This window comes from Bradyrhizobium sp. Leo78, from assembly GCF_059512425.1.
This window is the reverse complement of the sequence record NZ_JCAMOT010000035.1, coordinates 1-26,351: the sequence shown is the minus strand read 5'-3', so window position 1 is coordinate 26,351 and position 26,351 is coordinate 1. Positions and strand designations below refer to the sequence as shown.

The 26,351-nt window shown below is 63.0% G+C and carries 22 protein-coding genes, 1 tRNA gene and 2 pseudogenes; 7 read left to right on the top strand and 18 right to left on the bottom strand.

From position 1 onward, the window contains the following. Nucleotides 1-28: 28 nt before the first annotated feature. From AC5ZG1_RS32695 to AC5ZG1_RS32680, 4 genes are all read right to left on the bottom strand, one after another. On the bottom strand, nucleotides 29-1,432 hold the full coding sequence (locus AC5ZG1_RS32695) for an adenylate/guanylate cyclase domain-containing protein (protein ID WP_496135301.1): 1,404 nt from the start codon (nucleotides 1,430-1,432) through the stop codon (nucleotides 29-31). A 518-nt stretch (nucleotides 1,433-1,950) separates the two neighbouring features. Next, complete coding sequence (locus AC5ZG1_RS32690; protein WP_496135300.1) at nucleotides 1,951-2,862, bottom strand: DMT family transporter; 912 nt, start codon at nucleotides 2,860-2,862, stop codon at nucleotides 1,951-1,953. A 254-nt stretch (nucleotides 2,863-3,116) separates the two neighbouring features. Continuing rightward, nucleotides 3,117-4,175, bottom strand: coding sequence for a phosphotransferase family protein (locus AC5ZG1_RS32685; protein WP_496135299.1), 1,059 nt, complete (start codon nucleotides 4,173-4,175; stop codon nucleotides 3,117-3,119). Between the two features lie 49 nt (nucleotides 4,176-4,224). Beyond that, nucleotides 4,225-5,457, bottom strand: coding sequence for an acyl-CoA dehydrogenase family protein (locus AC5ZG1_RS32680; protein ID WP_456644948.1), 1,233 nt, complete (start codon nucleotides 5,455-5,457; stop codon nucleotides 4,225-4,227). A 199-nt stretch (nucleotides 5,458-5,656) separates the two neighbouring features. On the opposite strand from AC5ZG1_RS32680, the gene AC5ZG1_RS32675 reads away from it, so the two are divergent. Next, nucleotides 5,657-6,328, top strand: a complete 672-nt coding sequence (locus AC5ZG1_RS32675) for a TetR/AcrR family transcriptional regulator (protein WP_028163341.1) — start codon at nucleotides 5,657-5,659, stop codon at nucleotides 6,326-6,328. Between the two features lie 211 nt (nucleotides 6,329-6,539). Here the strand turns inward: AC5ZG1_RS32675 and AC5ZG1_RS32670 are convergent, their stop codons facing one another. The 5 genes from AC5ZG1_RS32670 to AC5ZG1_RS32650 form a co-directional block, all read right to left on the bottom strand. After that, complete coding sequence (locus AC5ZG1_RS32670; RefSeq protein WP_155255130.1) at nucleotides 6,540-6,926, bottom strand: hypothetical protein; 387 nt, start codon at nucleotides 6,924-6,926, stop codon at nucleotides 6,540-6,542. 239 nt (nucleotides 6,927-7,165) lie between these two features. Next, nucleotides 7,166-8,395 carry a CaiB/BaiF CoA transferase family protein gene (locus tag AC5ZG1_RS32665; protein ID WP_496135298.1) on the bottom strand — a complete coding sequence of 410 codons (1,230 nt, stop codon included), beginning with the start codon at nucleotides 8,393-8,395 and terminating at the stop codon, nucleotides 7,166-7,168. 306 nt (nucleotides 8,396-8,701) lie between these two features. Next, nucleotides 8,702-9,664: a tripartite tricarboxylate transporter substrate binding protein gene (locus AC5ZG1_RS32660; protein WP_496135297.1), complete on the bottom strand. Its 963-nt coding sequence runs from the start codon at nucleotides 9,662-9,664 to the stop codon at nucleotides 8,702-8,704. A 38-nt stretch (nucleotides 9,665-9,702) separates the two neighbouring features. Continuing rightward, nucleotides 9,703-10,152, bottom strand: a complete 450-nt coding sequence (locus AC5ZG1_RS32655) for a MaoC family dehydratase (protein ID WP_130225623.1) — start codon at nucleotides 10,150-10,152, stop codon at nucleotides 9,703-9,705. Nucleotides 10,153-10,165: 13 nt separating this feature from the next. Then, nucleotides 10,166-10,657 (bottom strand): MaoC family dehydratase, encoded by a 492-nt coding sequence (locus tag AC5ZG1_RS32650; RefSeq protein WP_496135296.1) that lies wholly within the window; start codon nucleotides 10,655-10,657, stop codon nucleotides 10,166-10,168. Between the two features lie 104 nt (nucleotides 10,658-10,761). Between AC5ZG1_RS32650 and AC5ZG1_RS32645 the strand changes: the two genes are divergently transcribed. Further along, the gene (locus tag AC5ZG1_RS32645) at nucleotides 10,762-11,532 is read left to right on the top strand and encodes an IclR family transcriptional regulator domain-containing protein (RefSeq protein ID WP_496135295.1); all 771 of its coding nucleotides are present in this window, start codon (nucleotides 10,762-10,764) and stop codon (nucleotides 11,530-11,532) included. Nucleotides 11,533-11,586: 54 nt separating this feature from the next. Here the strand turns inward: AC5ZG1_RS32645 and AC5ZG1_RS32640 are convergent, their stop codons facing one another. From AC5ZG1_RS32640 to AC5ZG1_RS32605, 8 genes are all read right to left on the bottom strand, one after another. After that, nucleotides 11,587-12,909 carry a glycosyltransferase gene (locus AC5ZG1_RS32640; RefSeq protein ID WP_496135294.1) on the bottom strand — a complete coding sequence of 441 codons (1,323 nt, stop codon included), beginning with the start codon at nucleotides 12,907-12,909 and terminating at the stop codon, nucleotides 11,587-11,589. A gap of 213 nt (nucleotides 12,910-13,122) precedes the next feature. Next, on the bottom strand, nucleotides 13,123-14,445 hold the full coding sequence (locus AC5ZG1_RS32635; protein WP_496135293.1) for a glycosyltransferase: 1,323 nt from the start codon (nucleotides 14,443-14,445) through the stop codon (nucleotides 13,123-13,125). 156 nt (nucleotides 14,446-14,601) lie between these two features. Next, complete coding sequence (locus AC5ZG1_RS32630; protein ID WP_496135292.1) at nucleotides 14,602-17,751, bottom strand: multidrug efflux RND transporter permease subunit; 3,150 nt, start codon at nucleotides 17,749-17,751, stop codon at nucleotides 14,602-14,604. Between the two features lie 4 nt (nucleotides 17,752-17,755). Further along, nucleotides 17,756-18,952, bottom strand: a complete 1,197-nt coding sequence (locus AC5ZG1_RS32625; protein WP_496135291.1) for an efflux RND transporter periplasmic adaptor subunit — start codon at nucleotides 18,950-18,952, stop codon at nucleotides 17,756-17,758. A gap of 39 nt (nucleotides 18,953-18,991) precedes the next feature. Then, complete coding sequence (locus AC5ZG1_RS32620) at nucleotides 18,992-19,549, bottom strand: TetR/AcrR family transcriptional regulator (protein ID WP_496135290.1); 558 nt, start codon at nucleotides 19,547-19,549, stop codon at nucleotides 18,992-18,994. A gap of 250 nt (nucleotides 19,550-19,799) precedes the next feature. Beyond that, nucleotides 19,800-20,120 (bottom strand): hypothetical protein, encoded by a 321-nt coding sequence (locus AC5ZG1_RS32615; protein WP_496135289.1) that lies wholly within the window; start codon nucleotides 20,118-20,120, stop codon nucleotides 19,800-19,802. Nucleotides 20,121-20,135: 15 nt separating this feature from the next. Beyond that, entirely contained in the window at nucleotides 20,136-20,372 is a 237-nt protein-coding gene (locus AC5ZG1_RS32610; RefSeq protein ID WP_496135288.1) for a hypothetical protein, read from the bottom strand. Between the two features lie 182 nt (nucleotides 20,373-20,554). After that, nucleotides 20,555-21,511, bottom strand: a complete 957-nt coding sequence (locus AC5ZG1_RS32605) for a helix-turn-helix transcriptional regulator (protein ID WP_496135287.1) — start codon at nucleotides 21,509-21,511, stop codon at nucleotides 20,555-20,557. Nucleotides 21,512-21,917: 406 nt separating this feature from the next. Between AC5ZG1_RS32605 and AC5ZG1_RS32600 the strand changes: the two are divergent. The 4 genes and pseudogenes from AC5ZG1_RS32600 to AC5ZG1_RS32585 all read left to right on the top strand — a co-directional run. Beyond that, nucleotides 21,918-22,043 (top strand): annotated as a pseudogene (locus AC5ZG1_RS32600) (winged helix-turn-helix domain-containing protein); the annotation flags it as partial. A 1,043-nt stretch (nucleotides 22,044-23,086) separates the two neighbouring features. Beyond that, nucleotides 23,087-23,242: pseudogene (locus AC5ZG1_RS32595) on the top strand (tetratricopeptide repeat protein); the annotation flags it as partial. After that, on the top strand, nucleotides 23,243-23,515 hold the full coding sequence (locus AC5ZG1_RS32590) for a tetratricopeptide repeat protein (protein ID WP_496135322.1): 273 nt from the start codon (nucleotides 23,243-23,245) through the stop codon (nucleotides 23,513-23,515). 353 nt (nucleotides 23,516-23,868) lie between these two features. Beyond that, nucleotides 23,869-23,942: transfer RNA gene (locus AC5ZG1_RS32585), tRNA-Gly, on the top strand. Between the two features lie 57 nt (nucleotides 23,943-23,999). On the opposite strand, the gene AC5ZG1_RS32580 is transcribed toward AC5ZG1_RS32585, so the two are convergent. Beyond that, nucleotides 24,000-25,241, bottom strand: a complete 1,242-nt coding sequence (locus AC5ZG1_RS32580) for a site-specific integrase (RefSeq protein ID WP_496135286.1) — start codon at nucleotides 25,239-25,241, stop codon at nucleotides 24,000-24,002. 292 nt (nucleotides 25,242-25,533) lie between these two features. On the opposite strand from AC5ZG1_RS32580, the gene AC5ZG1_RS32575 reads away from it, so the two are divergent. Then, nucleotides 25,534-25,995 (top strand): Arc family DNA-binding protein, encoded by a 462-nt coding sequence (locus AC5ZG1_RS32575; protein ID WP_456644931.1) that lies wholly within the window; start codon nucleotides 25,534-25,536, stop codon nucleotides 25,993-25,995. The last annotated feature ends 356 nt before the right edge of the window (nucleotides 25,996-26,351 follow it).

Below are 26,351 nucleotides of genomic sequence, written 5' to 3'. Positions count from 1 at the left end.
TCAAGCCTGTTGCGATCACCGCGATCTATCACTCCTCCGCGCCTGCCTGCGTCCAGACCGCGATCGGCTGCTCGAGCCCGCGGATGGTCTGCGGGACCTGGGCCATCAGTGGACGAAAGACCGCCTCTGCACTGTCGAGTTCGATCCTGGCCTGCCTGACGAGATCGTCGCTCGCTACCAGCGCGCAGCCGAGCGCGCGGGTCAAGGCTTCGAGCCGGCTGGCGGCGTTCACGGTCGAACCGATGACCGCGAATTCGAGACAAGTCACTCCGATGTCGCCGAGCACGACCGGCCCATAATGCAGGCCAAAACTGACGCGGATCGGAATCTCGCCGGCCGTTTTGCGCTGGTTGTTCCATCGATCCGCTGCCGCCATCATCGCCTGCGCACAGCGTAGCGCGTTAATGGCGTCAGCCTTTCCGACAAACGGTGTGCCGAAGGTCGCCATCAGCCCGTCGCCGAGATATTTGTCTAGCGTGCCGCTGTGACGGAAAACCTCCTGCTCCATCAGTGCGTGGAATTCGCGCAAGGTGCGCACGACCTCGTCCGGCGTGCGCGCGTCGGCAAAGGCCGTGAAGCCGACGATGTCGACGAACAGCACCGCGACGTTTTGCGTGCGCACCTGCTTCAGTGGCTCGTCATGCCCTGACAACTCCTCGACTACGTTCGGCGAGAAGTAGCGCGCGAGATTGCCGCGTTCGCGCTCCACCGCGGCATGCCGGATCAGGAGATCATTGCTGCGGCGCACCGCCACGGCGAGCGTCACCGCGACGATCATGAACACGACGATCTCCTGGATGCGCTCGCCGAACACGATCGAGTTGGGCGAGATCAGTTGAAACAGCCTGTGATCGCTGCCGATCGCCGCGGCGATGCGGGCGGTCAGCGCGGGATCGCGATCAGGCTGCCACCACACCCAGGCAATGCCGATGATCCAGAGGGCGGAGGTCCATGTTCCGACCGCGATGACCGTTCGCCAAGAATAGGCCAGCGTCGCGCCCGATAGAATCACGAAAAAATAGATGAAGTTGCCGAAATGGAGTTGCATCGCCGCCGGCCAGTGCCCGGAGCCGAAGGGATTCGGCCCCACGATGACGAACGTCAGCAGCGCGAGGTCGCAGAACAGCAGCGCGAGCTCCGGCCTCGACACGCCGACCCGCCCAACCCTGACCTGAGCCCAGCCGATCAGCGCGAACAGGCCCAGCAGCGCCACATAATATAGCTGCTCCCATGCCGGGTTGATAATCGGCAACAGGCAGGCGATTACGGCGAGCGCGACATAGCGCGCCCGCACCGCGAGCCGCAGGCCCTCCTGCTTAGCCGCCGCGAGCGCGGCCTGCGCAAACTGAACGGTGTCAGTTTCGGTGTCGCGCCGACTGCGCGCACGGAGCAACGCGGCGGGCAAGTCGAGGCGCTCGACAAGCGTGGTCACGGGCGGTCTCCTTCGAGCGGGCGGCTGCAGCACAATTACGGACGCAATCAACCATCAGTCTAGTGATACATAAGTTTCAGGTCATCAGCTAAGGCTGAAGGCCGACTCGCGAGGATGGATATCCGCAATATGCTCGGTAGCCGTATCAACCAGGCATCGCGGGAGGTGCGTTCCGGGTCAGCACGCGACCTCGATGAGAGACGCGCGGAGTTAGGTCACTGATTTGCCCGACCGCGACAGCGGAATGTTTTTTGCGCGAGAGCTGGACATGTTTCTGCTGATTTGCCCGTCCCGTTGATTTGTCACACCCAAAGCAACCACAACATCATTGCGAGCGCAGCGAAGCAATCCATAGCGCACCAAGTGGAGGCATGGATTGCTTCGCTGCGCTCGCAATGACGGGGCTGTTATTCCGGGGCATCGCGAAGCGATGAGCCCGGAATCCATCGAGCCGCGGGTGCGGGTGCAGAAATGGATTCCGGGTTCGCGCTTCGCGCGCCCCGGAATGACGGCGGTTGTCACAGCCCATCCGGCGGCGGGCCGGATGCGCCTGCGGCCACCGGGCGTTTGCGCTTGTGCTCGCGGTAGAAGGCGTAGAGGCCGGACAGCACGATGATCGATGCACCCGCGATCATCATGACGTCGGGCACGTGGCCGAAGATGAGATAGCCGAGCAGCATGGCCCATAGCAGCGCGAGGTAGCGGAACGGCGCCACGGCGGAGATGTCGCCGGTGCGCAGCGCCATGATGACGCACTGGTAGCCGATCAGGACAAGAACCGCAGCCATCGCCAGGAGGCCAAGCGCACCGGCGGATGGCGGAGTCCAGCCGCCGAGCGGGACGAGGATAATGGCGCCGGTCGTCGTCACCATGACTGTCGTCAGCAGCGTGACGAACAGCGACGGAATCGGCGCCGGTATCTGCCTGGTCGCGAGATCGCGCAACGCGCAGAAGATCACCGAGATCACGGCGAACAGCGCGAACTGGTTGAAGCCTTCGGCGCCCGGCCGAACGATGATGAGAACGCCGACGAAGCCGGCGATGATCGCAAGCCAGCGCCGCCAGCCGACGGGCTCGCCGAATGCCAGCGCGGCGCCGAGCGTGACGAGCAGCGGCAGCGCCTGGAGGATCGCGGAGATATTCGCGAGCGGCAGATGCGAGAGGGCCGCAAGGTACGAGACCGTTCCGCCGACTTCGCCTGTTACCCGCAGCGCGACCGGCTTGACCAGCAGCGTCCGAAACGATCGCAGCGCGCCCTGATGGAAGGCCAGCGCCGTGATCAGCACGACAGCAAAGATGCCTCGCACCAGCATCACCTGGCCGAAGTTCATCTCTGACGACACGAACTTGGTGATCGCATCGTTGATCGTGAAGCCCGCCGTGGCCACCGCCATCAACAGGCTTCCGCGGACGTTGGGGGAAAGCGCCAAGGGAAAATGCCGAGTTGGCTAGAAGTGATGAAATTCGATCGGTACCGTGTCGAAGGTCCCTCACCTCTCCCCAGCGGGGAGAGGTCGAATTGCGCAGCAATTCGGGTGAGGGGATCTCGCTCTATCGAGGGACCGTAACCCCTCACCCGGCGCTGCGCGGCGACCTCTCCCTATGGGAGAGGTGAAAGCAGAGTTACCGCTCGCCTCTATTCAACGTGGCGTGGTCCGAAGCGATCGCGCCACAATATCCTCTCTCACGTCGCGCCCGCCTTTTGCGCGTATTCCCAGGATGCCTTGGACAGCGGCACCGTGCGCTTGGCGGATTCGATCGCCTTCGCGTTCGCGGCGGTGCCGTCGCGGATCCGCCCCGCAATACCCTGCGTGATGCCCGCGAGGCGGAACAGGTTATAGGCGAAGTACCAGTTGAGATCAGGCACCGCCATGTTGGTGACGTTGCAATAGATCTGCGCGGCCTCTTCCATGCTCGGAATGTTCAGCGCCTTGAGATCGGCGTCGGCAAGCCCCGACATGGTCCATTGCATCAACAGATAGGTGAAGTCGGCCATGGGATCGCCGAGCGTCGACAATTCCCAATCCAGCACCGCCAGCACCCGCGGCTCGGTCGGATGGAAGATCATGTTGTCGAGGCGGTAATCGCCGTGGACGATCGAGACCCGCTCCTGCTGCGGCACCGTCTTCGGCAGCCACTCGGCCACCTTCTCGAATTCTTCGATGTGCTGCGTCTCGGATGCGCGGTACTGCTTGGTCCAGCGATCGATCTGGCGCGCGAAATAATTGCCCGGCTTGCCGAAATCGCCAAGCCCGATCGTTTCGGGATTGAAGACGTGGAGGTTGGCCAGCGTCTCGATCTTGCTGGTGAAGATATTGCGCCGATCCTCCGGCTGCTGGCTCGGCAATGTCGGATCCCAGAACACCCGGCCCTCTTCAAAGGACATGATGTAGAAGGTGGCGCCGATCACGGAATCGTCGGTGCAGAGCGCGTAGGCCTTGGCGACCGGAAAGCCCTGCTTGCCGAGCGCGGCGATCACGCGGAACTCGCGATCGACCGCGTGCGCGGACGGCAACAATTTACCGAACGGCTTGCGCCGCATCACGTAAGCGCGACCGGGCGTCTCGAGCTTGTAGGTCGGATTGGACTGACCACCCTTGAATTGCAGGACTTTCAGCGGTCCCTGAAAGCCGTCGACATGCTCCTGCATCCAGCGGGCAAGGCTTGCCTCGTCGATGCGATGCCGTTCCTCGACTTCCCGGGTCCCGGAAAATTCTTCGTCCTTCCTGACGCCGTCCGCCACGATGACGCTCCCTCACTCTTTTTGGGGAGCGCCATCTGGGCGTTCCCGGTCAGTGTGTAGTGTTTGCATACTTCCGAAGTTCAAGTCTGGCAATGGCGCGGTTATGCACCTCGTCCGGACCGTCGGCCAGCCGCAGCGTGCGAATGCCGGCATAATCCTTCGCCAGCCCTGCATCGTCGGACACGCCGCCGCCGCCATAGGCCTGGATCGCCTCGTCGATGATCTTCAGCGCCATGTTCGGCGCCGCAACCTTGATCATGGCGATCTCGAGCTGAGCGGTCTTGTTGCCGACCTTGTCCATCATGTCGGCGGCCTTGAGGCACAAGAGGCGCGTCATCTCGATATTGGTGCGGGCCTCGCCGATGCGCTGCTCCCACACCGAGTGCTCGATGATCTTCTTGCCGAAGGCGGTGCGCGACATCAGCCGCTTCACCATCTTCTCCAGCGCCTCCTCGGCCTTGCCGATGGTGCGCATGCAGTGATGGATACGGCCGGGGCCGAGGCGGCCCTGCGCGATCTCGAAGCCGCGGCCTTCGCCGAGCAAGAGGTTCGACGCCGGCACGCGCACGTTTTCGAGCAGCACCTGGGCGTGGCCGTGCGGCGCGTCGTCGAAGCCGAACACCGGCAGCATCTTCTCGACCTTGATGCCGGGGGTGTCGAGCGGCACCAGGATCTGCGACTGCTGCTGATGCCGGGCCGCCGAAGGATCGGTCTTGCCCATCAGGATCGCGATCTTGCAGCGGGGATCGCCGACGCCCGACGACCACCATTTGCGGCCGTTGATCACATAGTGATCGCCGTCGCGCTCGATGCGGGTCTCGATGTTGGTGGCATCGGACGAAGCCACCGCGGGCTCCGTCATCAGGAAGGCGGAGCGGATCTCGCCGTCGAGCAGCGGCCGCAGCCACTGCCGCTTCTGCTCCTTGGTGCCATAGCGGAACAGCACTTCCATGTTGCCGGTATCGGGCGCCGAGCAGTTGAAGACTTCGGACGCCCAGGTGATGTGGCCCATCTCCTCGGAGAGCAGCGCGTATTCGAGATTGGTCAATCCCGCGCCGTGAAATTCGTCGTCATCATGCGAGGACGGCGGCAGGAACATGTTCCAGAGACCCTCGGCCTTGGCCTTCTTCTTCAGCTCCTCGAGGATTGGGATCACCTTCCAGCGCGGCCCCTCCTCGTCCTGCTTCCTGTAGATCGGCACCGCCGGGCGAACATGCGTGGTCATGAACGACTGCACGCGGTTCAGCCATTCCCTCTGCTTGTCCGACATCGTGAAATCCATGGGACGCTCCTCGTTTCCTAGACTTTGGGCCGCACTGTCTTCCCGCCGCCCGCGCGCCGCAAGGCCCGACCGCGGACGACAACGACTGTGGTGTGCCAGAACGCCATCGCGCATATCAGCGGATTGACATTTTCCAGCCTTCAAACGATAGTTTCATACAAATGTTTGAAATGCAACTCCCTCGACGGGGGTGATCCAAATGGCCAGCGACCAGACCCGTACCGCCATCCTCGCCGCCGCCGAGCGGCTCTATGCCGACCGCGGCTTCGGCGACGTCACGCTGCGCGACATTGTCGCGGAGGCGAACGTCAACCTCGCCGCGGTGAACTATCACTTCGGCTCTAAGGATGAATTGATCGCGGAACTGTTCGTCACCCGCAGCATCCAGCTCAACCGCGAACGGCTCAGGCTGTTGCAGGCTGCCGAGGAAGCAGGCGATGGGCGCGCCTCAATCGACGCGATACTGCGCGCCCTCGTCGGCCCGACCTTGCGCGGCTGTCTGGGCCCGGAGAACCAGCGCTCGACCGCGGCACGTTTCATGATACGGGTCTCGATCGAGTCAGTGCCGCCGATCCGCCGCATCCGAAACCGCGAGATCGATCATTTGCGCAAATTCATCACGGCGATGCGCCGCTCGCTCCCGGGACACAGCGATGTCGAACTCTATTGGGGCCTGCACTTCGCGCTCGCCATGGCGCAGCAAACCGTGCGCGACAGCGAGCGGCTGACGAAGCTGTCGGAAGGCAAATGCGACGTCGACGACGTCGAAGGGATCATCGAGCGCGTGGTATCGGTCGCAGCGATGGCGCTGACGACGGGTGATGCCGCGAGCAAGACGCCGGCGCGCATGCTCGCACGCGACGCGCGTTAAAGCGGAATGGGATCAGGTCGAACTGGCGCCTCACCTCTCCCCAGCGGGGAGAGGTCGAATTGCGCAGCAATTCGGGTGAGGGGATCTCGCTCTATCGAGGGACCGTAACCCCTCACCCGGCGCTGCGCGCCGACCTCTCCCTATGGGAGAGGTGAAGAACGGCGGCCCACGCCGATTCAAACAAGAGCCATCATGCTCTTGCTGCCGTTCGCTAATTCAACACAGAGGCAGTCTCAGACGCGATCGGACCCGTGCCACTGGCCTGGGCCATGCCGTACGCTGCAAACGCAACCGCGGCGTTGGCCTGGATCATCACCAGATCCGGTTTCTTGTTGCCCATGAACGTGATCCGGAAATGGTAGAACGGAATCTGCTGCGCTCCGACCGTTTGATAGGCCAGCACGGCCTGAACGTCGGCGACGTTATTCCCTGCGTAGTTGGCCGCCAAAATCGAAAACCGGCAGGTGCCGTCGGGATTGTTGGTGGGACAAGTATAGTGCCAGTTATAAACCGCAGATCCTGGCGGAAAGGATTGCGCAATGGCTGGACTTGCAAGAAGCGCCGCAAGTAAAGGTAAAGCGGAGCGAGCGAGCTGCATCGGTCATTCTCCCCTCACAATTACAGATACAAAGGCGGCTTATTAGATACCCTTCGACGAAATCTGTCTTTCAATTTCGCGGCACAATATGACGTTTGCCCAGGCCAGCAACGGGCGCGCACCGCTCCCAGCGGTCGTAGCCCGGGTGGAGCGAAGCGCAACCCGGGGAAAGCCTGCGCGATGCCCGACAGATCCCAGATTGCGCTTCGCTCCAGCCGGGCTACGCTCTGCCGTAACGCCTAAACGATCCCCTTCGCCTTCAAGCCCTCGATCTTGGCTTCGTCATAGCCGAGCTTGCCCGACAGCACTTCCTTGGTGTTCGCGCCGAGCAGCGGCGGTGCGCGGTAGTCCTTGATCGGCGTGCCTGAGAACGTCAGCGCGTTGCGGATCAGCGACAGCGAATGCTCGAAGGGGTGGTCAACCTTGACCTCCATGCCGCGCGAGCGGACATGCTCGTCGGCAAACATCTGCGCGAAATCGTTGACGGGGCCGGACGGCACGCCGGCCTTCTCCAGCTCTTCCAACCAGTAGGCGACCGGCTTCTTGAGGAACAGGCCGGCGAAGATCGCCATGATCTCCTTGCCGTGCGCGACGCGGTTGTTGTTCTTGATAAAGCGCGGGTCCTTGGCGAGCTCGGGCTCGCCGAGCACGGCGCAGGTGCGCTCGAATTGCGCGTCGTTGCCGACCACCAGCATCAGTTCACCGTCGGTGCAACGGAACACGCCGGCCGGCATGCCGCCATTGCCCCAGGTGCCGCGGCGCGGCGGCGTCTTGCCGTTGACGAGATAGATCTGCGCGTAGTGCGAGAGCGAGGCGATCACGGTGTCGAACAGGCAGACGTCGACATGCTGCCCCTCCCCGCCCCTGGCATCACGATGGTAGAGCGCGGACAGGATTCCGATCGAAGTGTTCATGCCGGTCATGTAGTCGACGATGGAGGGGCCGACTTTCATGGGGCCGGCGCCGGGCTCGCCATCCATATGGCCGGTGACGCTCATCAGCCCGCCCATCGCCTGAAAGATCGCGTCATAGCCGGCGCGCGGCGCATAGGGGCCGGTCTGGCCGAAGCCGGTCACCGAGCAATAGATGATGCGCGGGTTGATCTTCTTGATCGATTCGTAATCGAGCCCGTAGCGCTTGAGATCGCCGACCTTGTAGTTCTCCATCATCACGTCGACGCCTTTGGCGAGCTCACGGATGATCTCCTGCCCTTCCGGTTTGGCGATATTGACCGTGACCGATTTCTTGTTGCGGTTGGCGCAGAGATAGAACGAGTTGTTGTTGTTCTCCTTGCCATCGGGGTCCTCCAGATAAGGCGGACCGAAGGCGCGCGCGTCGTCGCCGGTGCCGGGACGCTCGATCTTGATCACCTCGGCGCCGAGATCGCCCAGCATCTGCGCCGACAAGGGACCCGCGAGCACACGCGTCAGGTCGAGAATCTTGATGCCCGAGAGTGGCAGAGCCGACATGAAAACTTCCTCCGCAGAAACTTATGCTCTTGTGGCGCGGGAACGTAAGGTCCGGCCGCGCTGTCGAACAGCGGATACACTATTTTCCAACGGCGAGTACTGCGCTCTCGGCATGAAGCTATCCGCCTATCTTCAGGCGACCAGCGCGATCCGCGTCTCGTGATAAATTTTTCGTGTATTTTCAATAGCTTGAAAGCAGAGGACGCGTGCGGCGGGATCGGCTGACACAGGGCCGGGAGGCCGGTGCAGGCCTTGACGTGCGAGCAGGGTCGCGGCGGACGTGGCACGGTCTCGCCGCGGGTTTGACTATTCCGGCTGCAGATTGGCGGCCGCAACCACGCGACCCCATTTCGTGATTTCGGCATCAACGAATTTTGCGAATTCGCTGCCGAACAGTTTGCCCGGCTCGACGCCCTGGCTTGCGAACTTCTCCTTGATGGCGGGATCGGCAAGCACATCCCGGATCACGGTCACCAGCCTGCTGTAGACGGCGGATTCGCCCGCTTGCGGCATGTAGAGGCCGAACCAGGCCGTGGCCTCGAAACCCTTCAGGCCTGCTTCATCGAGCGTCGGCACGTCCGGCAGCGTCGCCGCGCGCTCCCTGCCCGTCACCGCGAGCACGCGCAGCGTTCCGGCCGCAGCTCCAGGGATCACCGTCGGCAACGTGTCGAACATGATCGGCACATGGCCGCCGATCAGATCGTTCATCGCGGGGGCCGCTCCTTTGTAGGGAACGTGCACGATATCGACGCCCGCCATCTGCTTGAACAATTCGCCCGAGAGGTGGTTGGCGCCGCCTACGCCGGAGGAAGCAAATGACAGCTTGCCCGGCTGCGCCTTCGCCATCGCGATCAATTCGCCGACGTTTTTGGCCGCGAAATCCCGACCGACCACCAATGCATTTGGCGCGGTCGCGATGACGGCGACGGCCGAGAATGCGGTGCGGGTATCGTAAGGCAAACTCTTCCGCAGGCTCGGGTTGATGACGTGATGTGTCGCGGTGAGCAAAAGCACGCTGCCGTCGGGCGGCGCCGCCGCGACCGACTGCGAGCCGATCACGCCTGATGCCCCGGCGCGGTTATCGACGACCACGGTGATGCCGTGCCTGATCTCGAGCGATTGCGCCACATAGCGCGCGAGAATGTCGGTCGTCCCTCCCGCCGGGAACGGCACGACGATCTTGATCGACCTTGGCAGATCCTGCGCCGATGCCATCGGCGCAGGGCCAAGGAAAAGCAGTGAGCAAGCGATCGCGACCAGCCTTCTCATCGTCCTATCCTCGCGCGCATTCGCGCAAGCCGCCGGCATCAGGCTGCCGCGGTTGCGACCGGAAACTCCACCATGGCTTCGCCGATGGCGACCTGCTCGCCATTCTGGTTCTTCACCATGACATCGATGAGTACCCAGCGGGATTTGGTCGTGACCTGTTTGGATTTGATGACGCCGGTGGGCTGGATCGTATCGCCGGGCCGCACCGGCTTGAGCCAGCGGGTCTCGAGGCGACGATGAATAGCGCTCGGCGGCGTTGCCCAATCGGTCAGCATGCGCGTGAGCAGGCCGAAATTGTTCATGCCGTGCATGATGATGCCGCCGAAATTGGTCTTGCCGAAATTGCCCTTCATATATTCGTCGTCGAGGTGCAGCGGATTGTAATCGAGCGAGCCGTCGCAGAATAACCGGATCGACTCCCGCGACACCGCGAACCTCGGACCCTCGATGCCGTCGCCGGCCTTGAGCTGATCGAAACTGACTGTCATCGCTTGCCGCTCCTCACATCGGACGAATGGTCTGGCCGCGACCCGAACAGATCACGTCGCCATGCTGATTGAAGAAGACGTTGTCGTGCACGACGAACAGCCGCTCGCGCCGGATGAACTTGTCGAGCGCGCGCGCCTGCAACGTGATGGTGTCACCCGGCCGTGCCGGAATGTTGTAGCTCCATGACTGCCCGGCATTCACGGTGCCCGGGCTTCGCATCCAGTCATCGGTGGGCGTGCAGGCGAACATCAAGAGGATGTGGATCGAAGGCGGTGCGACCAGGCCGCCATAAGGGCCGGCCTTCGCCGCGGCCTCGTCGAGATAGAGCGGATTGGTCTCGCCGACGGCCTTGCAGAACAGAGCGATCGCCTCCTGCGTCAGCTTGTACGGCAAGGTCTTGCGCGGCTCGCCGGGCACGATCTCGTCCCAGACCTTGCGCGATGTCGCGTCCTTCCAGAAATCGGTCTCGAAGTCTCCGCTTCGTGCGCCTGAGGCTTGCGCCATCCGCTCCACTCCCCTATTGTTCGCCTGGCGAACTGTTCGTTCGTTATACGAACCATCCCTAAACCACCCGGCCGAACCTGGCAAGGGCCAACCACGCATGCGCCATGGGCAAGGACAGTGATGAATTCGTGCGCTCGATCGCGCGCGGCTTTTCGATCGTCGAAGCGCTCGGAAAACCTCCGGGCCGCCACACGCTCGCCGAAGCCGCGCAGATCGCCGACCTCAGCCGTGCGACCGCGCGGCGGATCCTGGCGACGCTCGTCACGTTGAACTACTGCGCCTCCGACGGCCGCTATTTCTCGCTCAAGCCGCGGGCATTGGGATTAGGCCTGTCGTATCTCAACGCGCTGCCCTATTGGGGCTACGCCCAGCGCGCGCTGGAGGATCTGCGCAACGAGATCGGCGAATCCTGCGCGCTGGCCGTGCTCGACGAACGCGAGATCGTCTATGCGCTGCGGCTGCCTGCGCGGCGGATTCTGTCCACCAATCTCGGCATCGGCAGTCGCCTGCCCGCGCATCTCGTCTCGCTCGGCCGAGTGCTGCTCGCAGCGCTTCCACCGGAGAAACGCGCCGCCTATCTTGCGAGCGGCGACTTCAAGCCGGTGACACCGCGCACGGAGACCGATCCGCAGCGGATCGGCGCAATCCTCGGCCGCGTCGAGAAAGAAGGCTACGCCTGGGTCGATGGCGAACTTGACCCGGCCATCTGCGGCATCGCGGTGCCGCTCCGCGACCAGATCGGCGCAGTCGTCGCCGCCATCAGTATCAACATGATCTCGGGCACGATGAGCGAGGCCGCCGCCAAGAAGAAATACCTGATCCCGCTGAAGAAGACCGCGCAGGACATTCGCAGCCAGATGGTTTCCGCGCGATAGCGAGGGATCAACGATTGGCGTTGATCCCTCGCGGCGATATCCACGGATGCGAAGTTAGGCCGCTGCGGCGTTGCGGCGCGCGGGCGCTTTTTTCCCCGTCGCCGCTTCGTTGATGATGCGAACGATCAGCGATCGCGTATCCCGCTTGGCGAACTCATCGGCCAACGAGGCGGCCCGCATGCGGTAGCCCGGCTTTTCGAGCACCGTCCGAACCGCCTCGCGCAGGACCTTCGGATCCGGCTGATTGGTCGCCAGGTTGATGCCGACGCCGGACCACGCGACGCGCGCGTTCACATCGGCCTTGTCTTCGGTCAGCCCGGCGCTGACGATCGGAATTCCATAGCTCATGGCCTGATTGACGCTGCCGTAGCCGCCATTGGTGACGAACACATCCGCCTTGCGCAGGATCCACTCGAACGGCAGGTAGCTGGCGACGCGGGCATTGGACGGAATCGGGCCGGGAATCGTATCGACGGGGCGACCGCCGGTGGTCGCCACCACCAGCAGATCCGGCTCGTCTGCAAGGGCTTTGAGCGTCGGCGCCACGAGAAGACCGAAATTGTGATTGGCGACCGTCCCCTGCGTGACCAGCACCACCTTGCGCGAGCCATCGAGGTCGGCGGCCCACGGCGGCACCGGCGCCTGGTTCGGGATGATCGGAGGCGTACCCACGAAATGAACCGTGGGCGGGAGCTTGCGCGGGAACTCGAAGCTCGGCACCGACAATTGCAGATAGGCATCGGCGAGCGCGACAACGGATTCGAACATCGGCATGGACAGCGGCCCCACGCCAAACTTCGCCAATACACCGTTCAGGCGCTCCGCCACGGGCTCGTTGACGATCCCGTCGAATTCCTGCGCGATGACCGCATACTTGTCGCGGTCAGCCTGGGTGGCAGCGGGCGGCAGCCCAAGAAAAAGTGGCGCGCCATCATCGCGGGTCCAGTGCAGGATCGAAGTCCCGCAGAGAACGACGGGAGGCCGGTTTGCCCGCTGACCGAGCAGCATCGGAAGCACGCCGAAGATCATGTCATCGCCCACGACGACGTCGGGCCGGACGTCGCGCAACGCGAGCTGCAATCCGGCATGTTGCGCCGGTATGGCGTCCACGAACAGCCGTTCCATGGCGATGCGAAGCCATTGCGGTCCCGGCGCGATAGTCTTGAGCTCGGGAACGACCTCATCCATCACGCGCAGATCGAAGTCGGCACCGGCGGGAAGCGCCCGGAAGCCGGCACCGATGGCCTCTACCCGCGGCCGCAGCACGCTGCCGGTCAGGAATGTAACCTCGTGTTGCTCGTCGATGAGGCCGCGGGCGACTGCAAGCAGCGGATTGAGATGGCCGGTTGCAGGCGTCGAAGCGATGAGAACTTTCATTGTGATCCTCCAGCATGAACATCGGCGCGGAAGACCATCTCGCCTTGAGAAGGCCCGGCCGGCTCAAGGAGGACTCTGGCGAAGCATCGCTACGCTTCGACTTCGAACGGCGAGAGAATGGTTACGGCTGAAATAGGATTGAGTCAGCGGAGGGCAACTCACGTCGCATTCGCGAGCACCCCCCGAGCGATATCGAACGGATGCGGCGCGAAGTTACGCAGCCGCGGCCTTGCGACGCGCGGGCGCTTTCCTTCCGGTCGCCGCTTCGTTGATGATGCGGACGATCAGCGATCGCGTATCGCGCTTGTCGAACTCAGCGGCCATCGACGCGGCCCGCGTGCGGTAGCCCGGCTGTTCGAGCACGGCCCGGACCGCCTCGCGCAGGGCCTTCGGATCCGGCTGATTGGTCGCCAGATTGATACCGACGCCGGACCACGCGATGCGTGCGTTCACATCGGCCTTGTCCTCGGTCAGCCCGGCGCCCACGATCGGGATTCCATAGCTCATGGCCTGATTGACGCTGCCATAGCCGCCATTGGTGACGAGTACATCCGCCTTGCGCAGGATCCACTCGAACGGCAGGTAGCTGGCCACGCGGGCGTTGGAGGGAATCGCACCGGGGATCGTGTCGACGGGACGACCGCCGGTGGTCACCACCACCAGCAGATCCGGCTCGTCCGCAAGGGCTTTGAGCGTCGGTGCGACGAGAAGCCCGAAATCGAAATTGGCGAACGTTCCCTGCGTGACCAGCACCACCTTGCGCGAGCGGTCGAGTTCACCGGCCCATGACGGCACCGGCGCCTGGTTCGGAATGATCGGGGGCGTACCGACGAAATGGACCGTGGGCGGCAGCTTGCGCGGAAACTCGAAGCTCGGCACCGATAGTTGCAGATAGGCATCGGCCAGCACGACGACGGACTCGAAGAGAGGCATCGACAACAGCCCAGCGCCCAGTCCGGCCAAGAGCTCATTTATGCGGCGCGTCGCGGGCTCGTTGACCACGCTGTCATACTCCTTGGCGATGACGGCATAGCTGTCACGATCGGCCTGTGTGGCTGCAGGTGGCAGTCCAAGGAAGAGAGGCGCACCGTCCTCACGAGTCGCGTGCAGGATCGAGGTTCCGCATAGCACCACGGGAGGACGGTTTGCGCGCGGACCGAGCAGCATCGGAAGAACGCCAAAGAACATGTCGTCGGCCACGACGACATCGGGCTGGATTTCGCGCACGAGCTGCTGCAATCCGGCGAGTTGCGCCGGCATGGTATCGACAAAGAAGCGCTGAAGGGCGATGCTCAGCCATTGCAGCCCCGGCTCGACATTCTTGAGCTCCGGCACGGCCGCATCCATGTCCCGAAGATCGAGGTCGGCGTCGGCGGGAAGCGCCCGGAATCTTGCACCGATGGCCTCCACTCGCGGCCGCAGCATGCTGCCGGTCAGGAATGTAACATCGTGTCGTTCGTCGATGAGGCCGTGGGCCACCGCCAGCAGCGGATTGAGATGGCCGGTTGCGGGCGTGCAGGCGATGAGAACTTTCATGTGATCCTCCAGCGTGAACGATCGGCGCGGTGGGACCTTCTCGCCTCGAGAAGGCCCGGCCGACTCACGGAGGACTTTGGCGAAGCGTCGCTACGCTTCGGCTTCGAACGGCGACCGAATGGTTACGGCTGAAATGAAGTTGCACCGCACTGACCGCTACGCTTCGGAAGGCTTCGCAAGCGGAGCTTCGGCTACCGCGTCGTCGTTCGCGGCCGGCCTTCTGGTCCGCAGCAGCCGCAGAACGAACACGAAGAAGGCCGGGACGAAGAAGATCGCGAGAACCGTCGCGGAGATCATGCCGCCGAGAACGCCGGTGCCGATGGCGTTCTGGCTGGCCGCGCTGGCGCCTGATGCGATGGCGAGCGGCACGACGCCGAGCGTGAAGGCGAGCGACGTCATGATGATCGGTCGGAAGCGGACGCGAGCGGCGTCGACCGCGGCATCAGCCAGCGATCTGCCTTCCGCGTAGTAGTCCTTGGCGAACTCCACAATCAGGATGGCGTTCTTCGCCGACAGGCCGATGATCGCGATCAGTCCGACCTTGAAGTAGAGGTCGTTCGGCATTCCCCGGAGCATCACGGCCAGGACGCAGCCGATCACGCCGAGCGGCACGACGAGCATGACCGAGAGCGGGATCGACCAACTTTCATAGAGGCCGGCGAGCAGCAGGAAGACGAAGAGGATGCTGAGGCCGAACAGGATCGGCGCCTGCGATCCCGATTTGATCTCTTCCAGCGACTGACCGGTCCATTCGGAGCCGATGCCGTTCGGCAGCTCCGAAGCGAGGCGCTCCATCTCGGCGATCGCCGCGCCCGACGAATTGCCTGGAGCCGGCTCGCCCGCGATGCGCACCGTGGGGTAGCCGTTGTAGCCAACGATCTGCGGAGATCCCTTCTGCCACTGGGCCATGGCAAACGAGGACAAAGGCACCATGCCGCCGCCCGCATTGCGGACGTTGAGCTTCAAGAGATCCTCCACCCGCAGGCGGCCGTGATCCCGCGCCTGGATGATGACCCGCTGCATACGGCCGGCGTTCGGAAAGTCGTTGATGTAGGACGATCCGAGGTTGGCCGTGATCGTGTTGTTGATGTCGGCGAAGGTCACGCCGAAGGTGTTGGCCTTCTCGCGATCAATAACAAGAAGAACCTGCGCCGCGTCCGACAACCCCTCGATGCGAAGGCCTGCGAGCACCGGGCTCTTGCCGGCCTTCTCCATCAGCTCGGCCGCCGCGTCCGTGAGCGCCGCCTGACCGAGGCCATTGCGATCCTGAAGGCGGAAGGCGAAGCCGCCTGTCGTGCCGAAGCCGTCGATCGGCGGCGGCGAAAGCGCGAAGCTGGTGGCGTCCTTCAGCGCAAACAATTGCCCGTTGGCGCGATCGGCGATCGCCTGGGCGGATTGGCCCGCGCCGCGCTCGCTCCAGTCCTTGAGGGTGACGAACATCAAGGCGGCGTTGGCGCCGTTGCCCGAGAAGCTGAAGCCCTGAATGGCCACGATATCGCGCACGGCAGGCTCCGTCTTGAAAATCTCCTCGATCTGCTTGATCGACGCCAGTGTCCGGTTGGCGCTGGCTTCGGGCGGGCCCTGGATATCAACGACCAGAAAGCCCTGATCCTCGTTCGGGAGGAAGGCGGTGGGGAGGCTGACGAAGAAGTAACCGAGGCCAATGACCAAAGCGAGATAGATCACCATCATGCGCCCGGCCCGCCGCACGATGCCGCCGGCAGCGTCGGTGTAGCGATCGGTCAAGGCTTCGAATTTGCGATTGAACCAGCCACCAATCCCCTTCTTCTCATGATGACCAGGCTTGATCGGTTTGAGGAAGGTCGCGCAAAGCGCCGGGGTCAGCGACAGCGCCAGAAATGCCGAGAACAGGATCGAAACCACCATGGTCAGGCTGAACTGGCGATAGATGATGCCTGTCGAACCAGGGAAGAACGCCATCGGGATGAAGACGGAAGACAGAACGAGCGTGATCCCGAGGATGGCGCCCGTGATCTGTTTCATGGCCTTCGTGGTGGCGTCCTTCGGTGAAAGCCCCTCCTCCGCCATGATGCGCTCGACGTTCTCGACGACGACGATGGCGTCATCGACGAGGATGCCGATCGCCAGCACCATCGCGAACATGGTCAGGACGTTGATCGAAAAGCCCGCCGCCAGCATGACCGCGCCGGTGCCGAGCAATGCGATCGGCACCACCAGCGTCGGGATCAGCGTGTAGCGGAAGTTCTGCAGGAAGACGAACATCACCACGAAGACGAGCACGACCGCTTCGAGCAGCGTCTCCAGGACCTTCTTGATCGAGGCAGACACGAAGGGACTGGTGTCGTACGGCACCGAATATTTCACGCCCTGCGGGAAGAACCGCGACAATTCCTCCATCTTCGCCTGGACCGCACGCGACGTCGCGACTGCGTTGCCGGTTGCGGAAAGCTGGATGCCCACAGCGGCGCTCGGCTGACCGTTCAGGCGGCTGGAGAAGTTGTAGTTCTCCGCGCCGAGCTCGAGGCGGGCAACATCCTTGAGCCGAACCGTGCTGCCATCAGGGTTTGCCCGCAGCACGATGTTGCCGAATTCTTTGGTATTGGCGAGCTGTCCCTTGACGAGAACGGTCGCCGTCAGGTCGGTGGTGACCGGATTGGGCGATGCGCCGATCTGCCCGGCCGCGACCTGCGCGTTCTGCGCCATGATTGCGCCGTTGATGTCGGCGGCGGTCAGCCCGAGGCCGACCATCTTGTCCGGATCGATCCAGACGCGCATCGCGCGCTGAGCGGCAAACAACTGCGCGCGCCCTACTCCGCCAAGGCGGCGCAGTTCGCCAAGCACGTTGCGACTGAAGTAGTCGCCGAGCGCGACTTCATCGAGCTTGCCATCGGTGGACGTGAGCGACACGATCATGAGGAAGCCGGCCGAAGCCTCTTCCACGGTCACGCCCTGCGCGGCCACCGCCGCCGGCAGTCGCGATTGAATTCGCCGCAGCCTGTTCTGCACGTCGACCGACGCCTGCTCGATGCTGGTGCCGGCTTCGAAAGATACGTTGATGCTGATCGAGCCAGACGTGTCCGACGTCGATTCGAAATACATCAATCTGGCGGCGCCATTCAGTTCCTCCTCGATCAGGCGCGTGACGCCCTGATAGATTTCCTGCGGCGAGGCCCCTGGATACGAGGTCGAAATCGTCAGTTGCGGCGGCGCGACCTTGGGGTACTGCGCGACCGGCAGCAGCGGAATCGCGATGACACCGGCAATGCAGATGAACAGGGCGAAGACCCAGGCAAGGACCGGCCGCCTGATGAAAAACTGAGCCATCGGATCACCTCGCCCGGCTGGTCGGCTGGTCGGCGGAGATTTCTGCTTCCCGATCGGCAGGCTTCCATGGCTCCGGGACAACCTTGCCGCCCACCCGCACCTTCTGCACGCCATCGACGACAACGCGCTCGCCTTCCTTCAGGCCGGACTCGACGATCCATTCCGAACCGAGTGCCTGTCCAAGTTCGACGTCACGCGTCTCCGCAATCCCGCCTTCCGATACGAGGTAGACCTGCGCCTTGCCGTCGCGCGCCCGGGTCACGGCACGCTGAGGTATGGTGATGGCGCCCTCGCGAACCGCCTGCGCAATGCGCACGCGAACATACATGCCCGGTAACAGGTCGTGTTTCGGGTTCGGGAATTCGGCGCGCAGAGTGACCTGCCCGGTGGTGGAATCGACGCTGGCGCTGGCGAACAGCAATCGCCCTGCTTCCGAATAGAGGCCGCCGTCGTCGAAAACGAGTTCGACCCGAGCCTCTCCCGGCGCCGGGCTCGCGAGCTTGCCTTCCTCAACGGCGCGCTTGAGCGTGAGCAGGTCCTGCGCCGACTGCGTGAAGTCGACATAGACGGAATCCACCTGCTGGATCAGTGCCAGATTCTGCGTTCCATCGGCGGTGACGAGCGCGCCCTCGGTGACCAGGGCGCCGCCGATGATGCCGCTGATCGGCGCGCGAACCTCGGTGTAATCGAGATTGATCTTCGCCTCGGCGAGCGCGGCTTCGGCCAATGCGACGTCGGCATCGGCCTGGGCAAGGGTCGCAGTTGCCGTATCCAGATTCACGCCGCTGGTGGCGTCGCGCTCGTGAAGGATCTTCTGGCGCTCGAACTGCTGTCTCGCATTTTGCTGAACGGCCTTGGCACGCCGCAGCGAGGCTTCGGCGCTCGCCACGCGCACCTGGAACAGCTTCGGATCGATGCGGTACAGGACGTCGCCTTCCTTGACCGGAGTGCCCTGCGTGAACACGCGCGCCTGAAGGATTCCGGAGACACGCGCGCGAACCTCGGAGATGCGCGTCGCAGCGATGCGGCCCGGAAGCTCGTTCACGACCGGAACGGGATGCGCCTTGAGTTCGATCACGCTGACCGCAGGCGACGGCAGTTCCGCGCCTTGCTGCGCGGCAACCCCACCGATCGTTAGCGCAAGGAACGCCGCCGCTGCCAGATAAGTCCTCACGCGCGGCAGAGGTCTGCTGCTGTACATGTCTTGATTTCCTTGAGTGTCAGCCAGTTGTCGGCGGCATCAGCTTTCGTCGGGATAGGACGTGTAAATCGTCCTGATGCCCGCCAGGATTTCGGATCGCTCGGCTGCGTCCCACTGGTGGAAGCCGAAGAGTTCGGTGCAGTAAAAGCCGGTCAGCGCCAGGTAGGCCATCAGCGCCGCTTTCGGCCGCAGGCCCGCGGCCATCGCGCGCAGGTCGGCCAGGGTCCAGTCGCGCATCTGCTGCTGGATATTCTCCTCGCTCGACATCGAGGCGCTGATCGCGAGCGCGACCGCCTTGTCCCGATCGTCGGGAATCCGCTCGGCGACCGCGATCCGGCCGAACAGTTCGGGATGCGGCGCGCCGGCGTTCTCCGCCACGCTCGCTTCGATGCGCTCAAGCTCTACCTTGACGCGGCGGTCGATCAACGCCTCCAGCAGCGCGCTCTTGGACCTATGGTCGTAGACGACCCGCGACTTGCTGACGCCAGCTTCCTGGGCCACCGCATCGATCGAGAGCCCCGCGGCCCCGAGACGGATAACCACCCGCTCCGCGGCATCGAGGATATCGTCGGTCGTGATTTTGCGTGTCCTGGACAATCTGCGCTCCGTAACCGTTCGAGTACGAACGTTCGTGTTTTAATTCAAGTAAAGATTTGCTGATATCAGACGATATTGGTAGGTACCGGTTGTCGTGCCGGCCTCAAAGACGGCCAACTCGCGCACAACCGATTGAAATATTTAAGTATTCTGTGTTCGCCGGGTATTCCTTGGCGCCATCCGTCGATCGGACGCCGCCCCGGGCTCGCCGGACCGGCGCGAGTTCGCGACGTCCGCGATGGGTCCGAAGTCAGCCCTTTTTCTTTTTGGCCGGCTTAGCCGCCTTGACCGGCCTTGCCGCCGGCGGCTTTTCTTCGGCGGCCTTCTTCATCGATCGCGCATAGCTGTCGGCCACATTCTCCGCCGTGATTTGCAGCCTTCTCGCCGCCGCCGCTGCCGACGCGAGCGTGTTCTTGGCGAGGTGTTTATGGCGTTCCTTGGTTTCTTTGTCCTTGGCCTTGACGGCCATTCCCATCAGACGGCCATGGTGCTTCCTGGCGGCATCAGTGATCGCCTTGGCCTGCTTCTTTGCCATCGACCGAATCAGAACGTCCAAATCCCCTGCCGCCATTTCTCTTCCCTGCGCTCAGATCTCGCGCAGCGTGATACACTGGCCTTCCTTTCCGATCAATTTACGGAGCGCACCTGGCGCACATGGATTGCCGAGCGGCCGGACTCCGAGGAAGGACAGCAGTTCAAGTGCAACCGACGACGCGCCAGGCGAAGTTGCGAAGCGGCGTCGATCGCCATGAAAACCCCCGATGCCTGCCGCAAGCGTAGACTTTAAAAATATTTTGGTGATGAAAACCCTGATGGTCAGCAAGCGAAAAGAGCTCCCTGAACGGCCCGGCCATTCCTCTTTCGGGAATGATCCGAAAATCCAAATGCCTGCCCGCGTTTACAGAAGCGGTAACAGGCTGTCTTCTCAATGCGCGCACGCCCTCGATTTTGACCGGCAAGCGTCCCCATGACTCTGCGCGGCTGCAGCCAAGCGGCCACAGCCCCTCACTCGCAATTCGCGTGAATGCGCATGTCGCGCGGCGTCATGCCGTAGTAGTTTCGGAAGGCGCGATAAAATGTTGCAAGGCTATCGAAACCACAGGCATAGGCGACATCCGCGACGGGCCGTGACGGCGCCATTGCCAGCAGTTCGCCCGCTTTGCGCACCCGCAGGGCCGTCAGCGTGCGCGAAAATGAGAGCCCCGTCGGCTCGAACAACACATGAACCTGCCGCAGCGATATTCCGAGCTCTTGCGCGACGGCCGCGGGCGACAAGCCCGGCTGGTGGAGATTGCGGACGAGAATGTCGCGCGCGGCATAGTAGAAGCCCGAACGCAGCGCCGCGCGACACTCGGGCATTCCAGGCAAAAGACGGCCCCGCGCCAGCATGGCCAATCTTGCGACATGCGTGATCTCTGCCGACGGATCGACGACATCGCGCGGCTCCTGCGTCAACGCATGAAACAGCGCGGAGAGTGCCCTGAAGAAAGGACTCTTCTGCAACAGCGTCGCCGCGAAAAGATCATGAGCCGGCGCGCCCAGCAGAAGATCGCCACTTAAGGGGATCTTCAGCATCAGAAAATCGAATCCGTCGGAGCGCTCCGGCGTCCCCTCGAAGGGAGTGTCGGAATGGTTGATGACGATGTCGCCGTCGGCCACACGATGCCCCCGCCCCCGGCCGACATCCATCCAGCCGGCCCCGCGCGTCTGCCACGCAATGCACAGGCTGTCGGCCGGCGTGCGCGCGATATCGCCGCTGGTCCGGCTGACCCAATAGGACGAGGCATGCATCCGCGAAACGATCGCGCCTCCGATATCATCAGCGGAAAATCGCCCCTGAAAGTCGGCGCGGCGCTCGGCCGGCAGCTCGATCGTGACACCGAACAGGCCCTTTCCGCGCACCTCGCGCCAGTGATCGAAGCGATGCTCGGGATCGATGTCGTCGGTCGTAAAGCTGAGCACAGGGGTCTCGTCGTCCAAAAGGAATGAAAAACGTCGTTGTCTCAAAACGGGGCGAGATCGGTGTGCCGGTACCCGGGGGGCCCCGAACCGATCCCATACTTTTCCGGAACACCGTCTCGCCCCGCCCGCCCGCCGGCGCGCAGCCCCACGGCAACCGAAAAGGCGGGGCGCATTGGTCCCATGATGGCGGCCAGGCGTCCTGATGCGGCGCCCGTGGCATTCTGAAGTTTTTCTGATATTTTCTGAATGAGCCGCCAAAGGAGCCGATTTTCCGACATTTCTGGCGGCTTGGGGCATTTTTGAGGGCTGGGTGTTTCGTTTTGCCGGATTTGAGCTCGATCGGGAGCGCGCCGAACTGCGCGGTCCGGATGGCGAGGTGGTCAAGCTCAGGCCGAAACCGCTTGAGATGCTGCACCTGTTCGCCGCCAATCCGGGCCGGGTCCTCAGCAAGGAAGAGCTGATGGAGGCGGTCTGGCCGAACGTCCATGTCGGCGAAGACAGCCTGTTCCAATGCATCCGCGAGATTCGCACCGCGCTGGGCGATGACCGGCGCCAGACGATCAAGCTCGTGTCCGGCCGCGGCTACCTGTTCGCCGCCGAGGTGTCGATTGAGCCGCCAGCACCTGCCGTTCCCGTGCAGGCAAGCGCCGAGCCAATCGCAAGCGCGGAACCCACGAGCGAGATTGCAACACCGCGGCGACTATTCGGCCTGCGCCGGCCGGTGGCTGCGGCCGCCGCAGCGGCCCTCTGCGTGATTGTCGGGTTTGCGGTGGCCGCTCCGACCTTCCGTCCCGATCTCATGTTCAAACGGTCGCCTCCGACCATTGCGCTAACGCCGATCGTCGATGCGAGCAACGACCCCCGAGGGGCCGGCATGGCGGCGGCTGTAACCGACCGCCTGACCGATGGCTTGGCCAGGGTCGACAATATCCGCGTGGTCGCCCCTGGGGCCGTCGCAGTGGCAGCGGCGCCCACGTCCACGTCCTCGGCACAGTCGGACTTCGTACTGAATGGCGAACTGGAGAGAGGCCCGCAATCGTGGATCTTGCGGGCACGCCTGATCCAGACCAACACCGGCGAGGTCCAGGCGGTCGCTACGGCTTCGGTCGACGCCACCGAATTGGACATTCAGTTGCAGCAATCGCGGCTCGCCGCGGGAGCAGGTCATGCGCTGGCACGGCGCCTTAACGCGCTTCTGGAATCCGGCGCCCATCCAGCCGCGACCGGCGACGCCAAAGTTGCGATCGAGCAAGCCACGGCCTCGATCAATCGAACGACACGCGAACGTTTTGCCGCCGCGCAGACCATGCTGGAAAAAGCGCTCGCCGCCGAGCCCGTCAATACCGAGCTGCAGATCGCGCTGGCCGCGCTTCAGTTGCGCGGGATTCAGATGACGTGGTACGCGCCGGCCGAACGTGCGGCGGCGGAGCGCAACGCCGGATCGCTGCTGGAGCGCGCGCGGCAGACGACGCCACGTTACATTCCGGTGCTGGAAGCCTATTGCCGCTTCCTGACTGCGACCAACGAGTTCGTTGAAAGTCTGGTGGCTTGCGCGAAAGCGTTGAGTTTTGATCCGTGGAACGGCTCGTTCTCTACCACATCGGCCTGGCGCAGCTTCAATTGGGGCGCTTCGAGGACGCACTGGCAACATTCAAGCAGGCCGACCGCTTCGACACGCCGGAAGTTTCGCGCTGGACCTGGATGCTCGGGGCGGGATGGACCGCCCTGCTCATGGGCGGCAACGAGGAAGCGGTGTCCTGGCTGCAGCGGTCGATCGCCATCACACCGGCGTCGGGACGCCCCTATATGCTGCTAGCCGTAGCCTATCAGCGCCTGGGCCAGCCGGACGAGGCAAGGACGGCGATGGCAAAGGCCATGGCGTTGAGGCCCGATTCGACGGCGCTCAACATCGGACTGCCAACTCGGAATGCCAGCGCGGCTTTTCTCGCGATGGGCGAGCAAACCATGCAGACGCTGCTCGAGCTCGGATTGCCGGAACGCTGACGAGAGCGCAAAGCGTTGTCGTCGGTGTCTTTCCGTGGTCTGGCGCGACAATCCAGCAATAATAAAGACGCGGCGGAATCGCTTCCGCCGCGCCCGATTCTCGTGCTCGCTGGTCCAGGGCTGAGAGCGCCCCGATGCCAAGCTTTGGACTGCTTAGCGGGCGATCCCAGCGAGGTGACAGCGCTTGAGATAAGACACTGGATCACCTCCTTTCATTGTTGATGGGACACGCAATATAGGGAGCCGATCCGCGCCTGTTAAGGCCGCAAGGCGGACCGGCCGGAACCCGGCTGTTCGTAACGCCTCACGGTGGTTGAGGCAGCCCTTCCGGCGTGATAGTGGATCGTTCATATGCGGGTGTAGCTCAATGGTAGAGCAGCAGCCTTCCAAGCTGAATACGAGGGTTCGATTCCCTTCACCCGCTCCAATGTTTTCAATCACTTACGACGCTCCCAATATTTCATTCGGACAAGCTGGCTGATGCTCATTCGGACAAATGTCCGGCTTTCGTTCGCACGGCGCGTCGCTTCTTGGTGCCGGTGGCAATCTGGTTCGTGGTGCGCTTGACGTACTTCGGCAACACCTTGACCGTGGTATGCCTGCTCTGCGCCAAGATCTCGCGATCGGTCAGTTCGGCGTCGCCGGTCTCGGTTAGGCCACCGTGCCTGAACGAGGCGAATGAAAGCTCGTCGCGCACGTTGGCGGCCCGGATGACCTCTTTCACCTTTCGGCTCATGTGCGTGAAGTCTGGCATGTCAGGCTTTGGCCATGTCGGCCACGGGCCGCGTTCACCCCAGTCCCGCCGCAGCATGAGGCCGCCGATGCGCTGGCGCTTGATAGCGTCGAGTTCGTCCATCAACTCCGGATAGAGAGCGACACCAGCATCATCGAGCAAAGGAACCCAGCTTTCGGCGCGCGTCTTTTCATCGATCACGCGCACCATGTTGGGGTGCTCTTTCGGTCGATAGTGCGAGACGTCGAACGTAGCGAAGATGTCGGTCTCTCGCTGCAGCCATTCCCATGCGATCAGGGCAGCAGTCGCCAGCGATGACAGGCCAAGCTCCACCGCCTTGGCACGAAACGTGAGCAGTTCCTTATAGGTCGCGGTCGGTGTCTCGCGCGTCGAGCCCTGCAAGCCCATCTTGGCAAACGGATTGACCTGCGGCACCTTTCCGGGATTGCGTCGCGCGCAGACGTTCCAGGCACGACGGCAGCTCTTCATCGCATGGTTGACGGTCGTGCGGCGCTCGCGCTCGACCACCACGCCATCTTTGCTGGCGACCTTGACGACCAGCAACTTGTCGTAGAGATCGTCAGCGAGGGCCGTGTCGATCGTGGTCAGGCGTTTCTCGCCAAGGCGCTTGCCATCCTTCAGGATGTAGCCGCCGACCAGCTTGAATCCGGTTTCGTGATTGCGCTGAGTCTTTGGGTCGAGCTTGGTGTAGCGACGGTCGGAACGGTATTCCGCAAATACCCAATCGAGTGTTTGCGGTGCAGCCGCGGCTTGCGACGCTGTAGGAGCGATGCTCGCCCCGCCGGTGCGCCATTCATCGAAGGCGGGCAGTAGGATGGTCTCACATCGCGAGACCGCCGCAGCATAGTCTGCACCAAGCCGTTCGTTCTGCATCGTGCAGCCCGCCTTCTTGGCCCATGATGGCACGTGAAAGAAATAACCCCACCCGCCGCTCTTAAGCGGCTTGCGCTCCACATACCTGGGCAGTGGCAAGGCGGATCGGGGCGGCTTTGTCACAACAGCTTCCGAATGTCTTCAGATGTCTCAGCCTCAGATGTCTCGGTCTGCTTGGCGGGGGCATCAAACACTGCAGCCCCGTTCGGCTGAAGCGTGAGGCGAAACGGCACCTTCTCGCGCTGGCATGCGCGGATGATCCGCTGCACGTCGGCTTGATTCACGTTGGCTGGACGGCGGGGCATGTCTAATTCTTTCTAGATATGTTCCTTAGACTGGTATATACCCCAGTGCCATATCCGACGCAAGTAAAATATGGCACTGGGGAAACATGGCAGCGAGAGTAAAAAAGCGGACCGATACTTCTACCAATAGAGATTCGGACAAGATCATTGTTCGGCTTCCGGATGGAATGCGAAAGCGCCTTGGCCGTATGGCCGAGCTTCACGGCAAGTCGACGAACGCCGAGGTCGTCACCGCGCTGGAAATCCACATCGCGCGCGGCGGTGAGCCTGATGAGACCACAATCAAAAACGAGCTTAGTAAGCTCAACGACGCAATCATGCTCAGCGAGGAAGGCCTAATCCAAATGTCGAAGCGATTCGAGGCTGCCGCGCTCGCGCTGGATAGCATCTTGTTCGACATCCGAGACGTTGATCTCGATGGCTTCATATCCGATCAGCGCGACCAAGGGTTCAGCCTGACGCGAACGGAGGCCATCCGCAAGATCCTGCGCGCCTACCTTGATGAGCACGGATATGGTTCTGAAAGCAAAAAAAATCCGTCGGCGTGAACCGACACCACAGGACGGCAAAGGAAACTCCATCTTGCTACGCCTCACGACGCGCGAAATAGAGGCACTATTGGCAGCGGCCGGGAATGTCGACCCATGCATGTTCACCGAGGCTCCAAAGCCGCGCGTGATCACCGCCGTCACAATCGGACGAAAATGAAACAGCAGGCCCGCTCTGCGCGGGTTATCGGCACCTCCGCCGGGCGTCTCGGCGCAAGCTGCGGCTGTCGCCATCGCGGAAGTGCTCGATTCCATCGGCAACACCTGCCCGGAGTGCAGGCCCGAGGCCTGATGCCCTCCGGCGAAACCTTAGCGCTTCGCCATCGTCGCGGTTCTCACCTTTGCCCCGAAGGCGC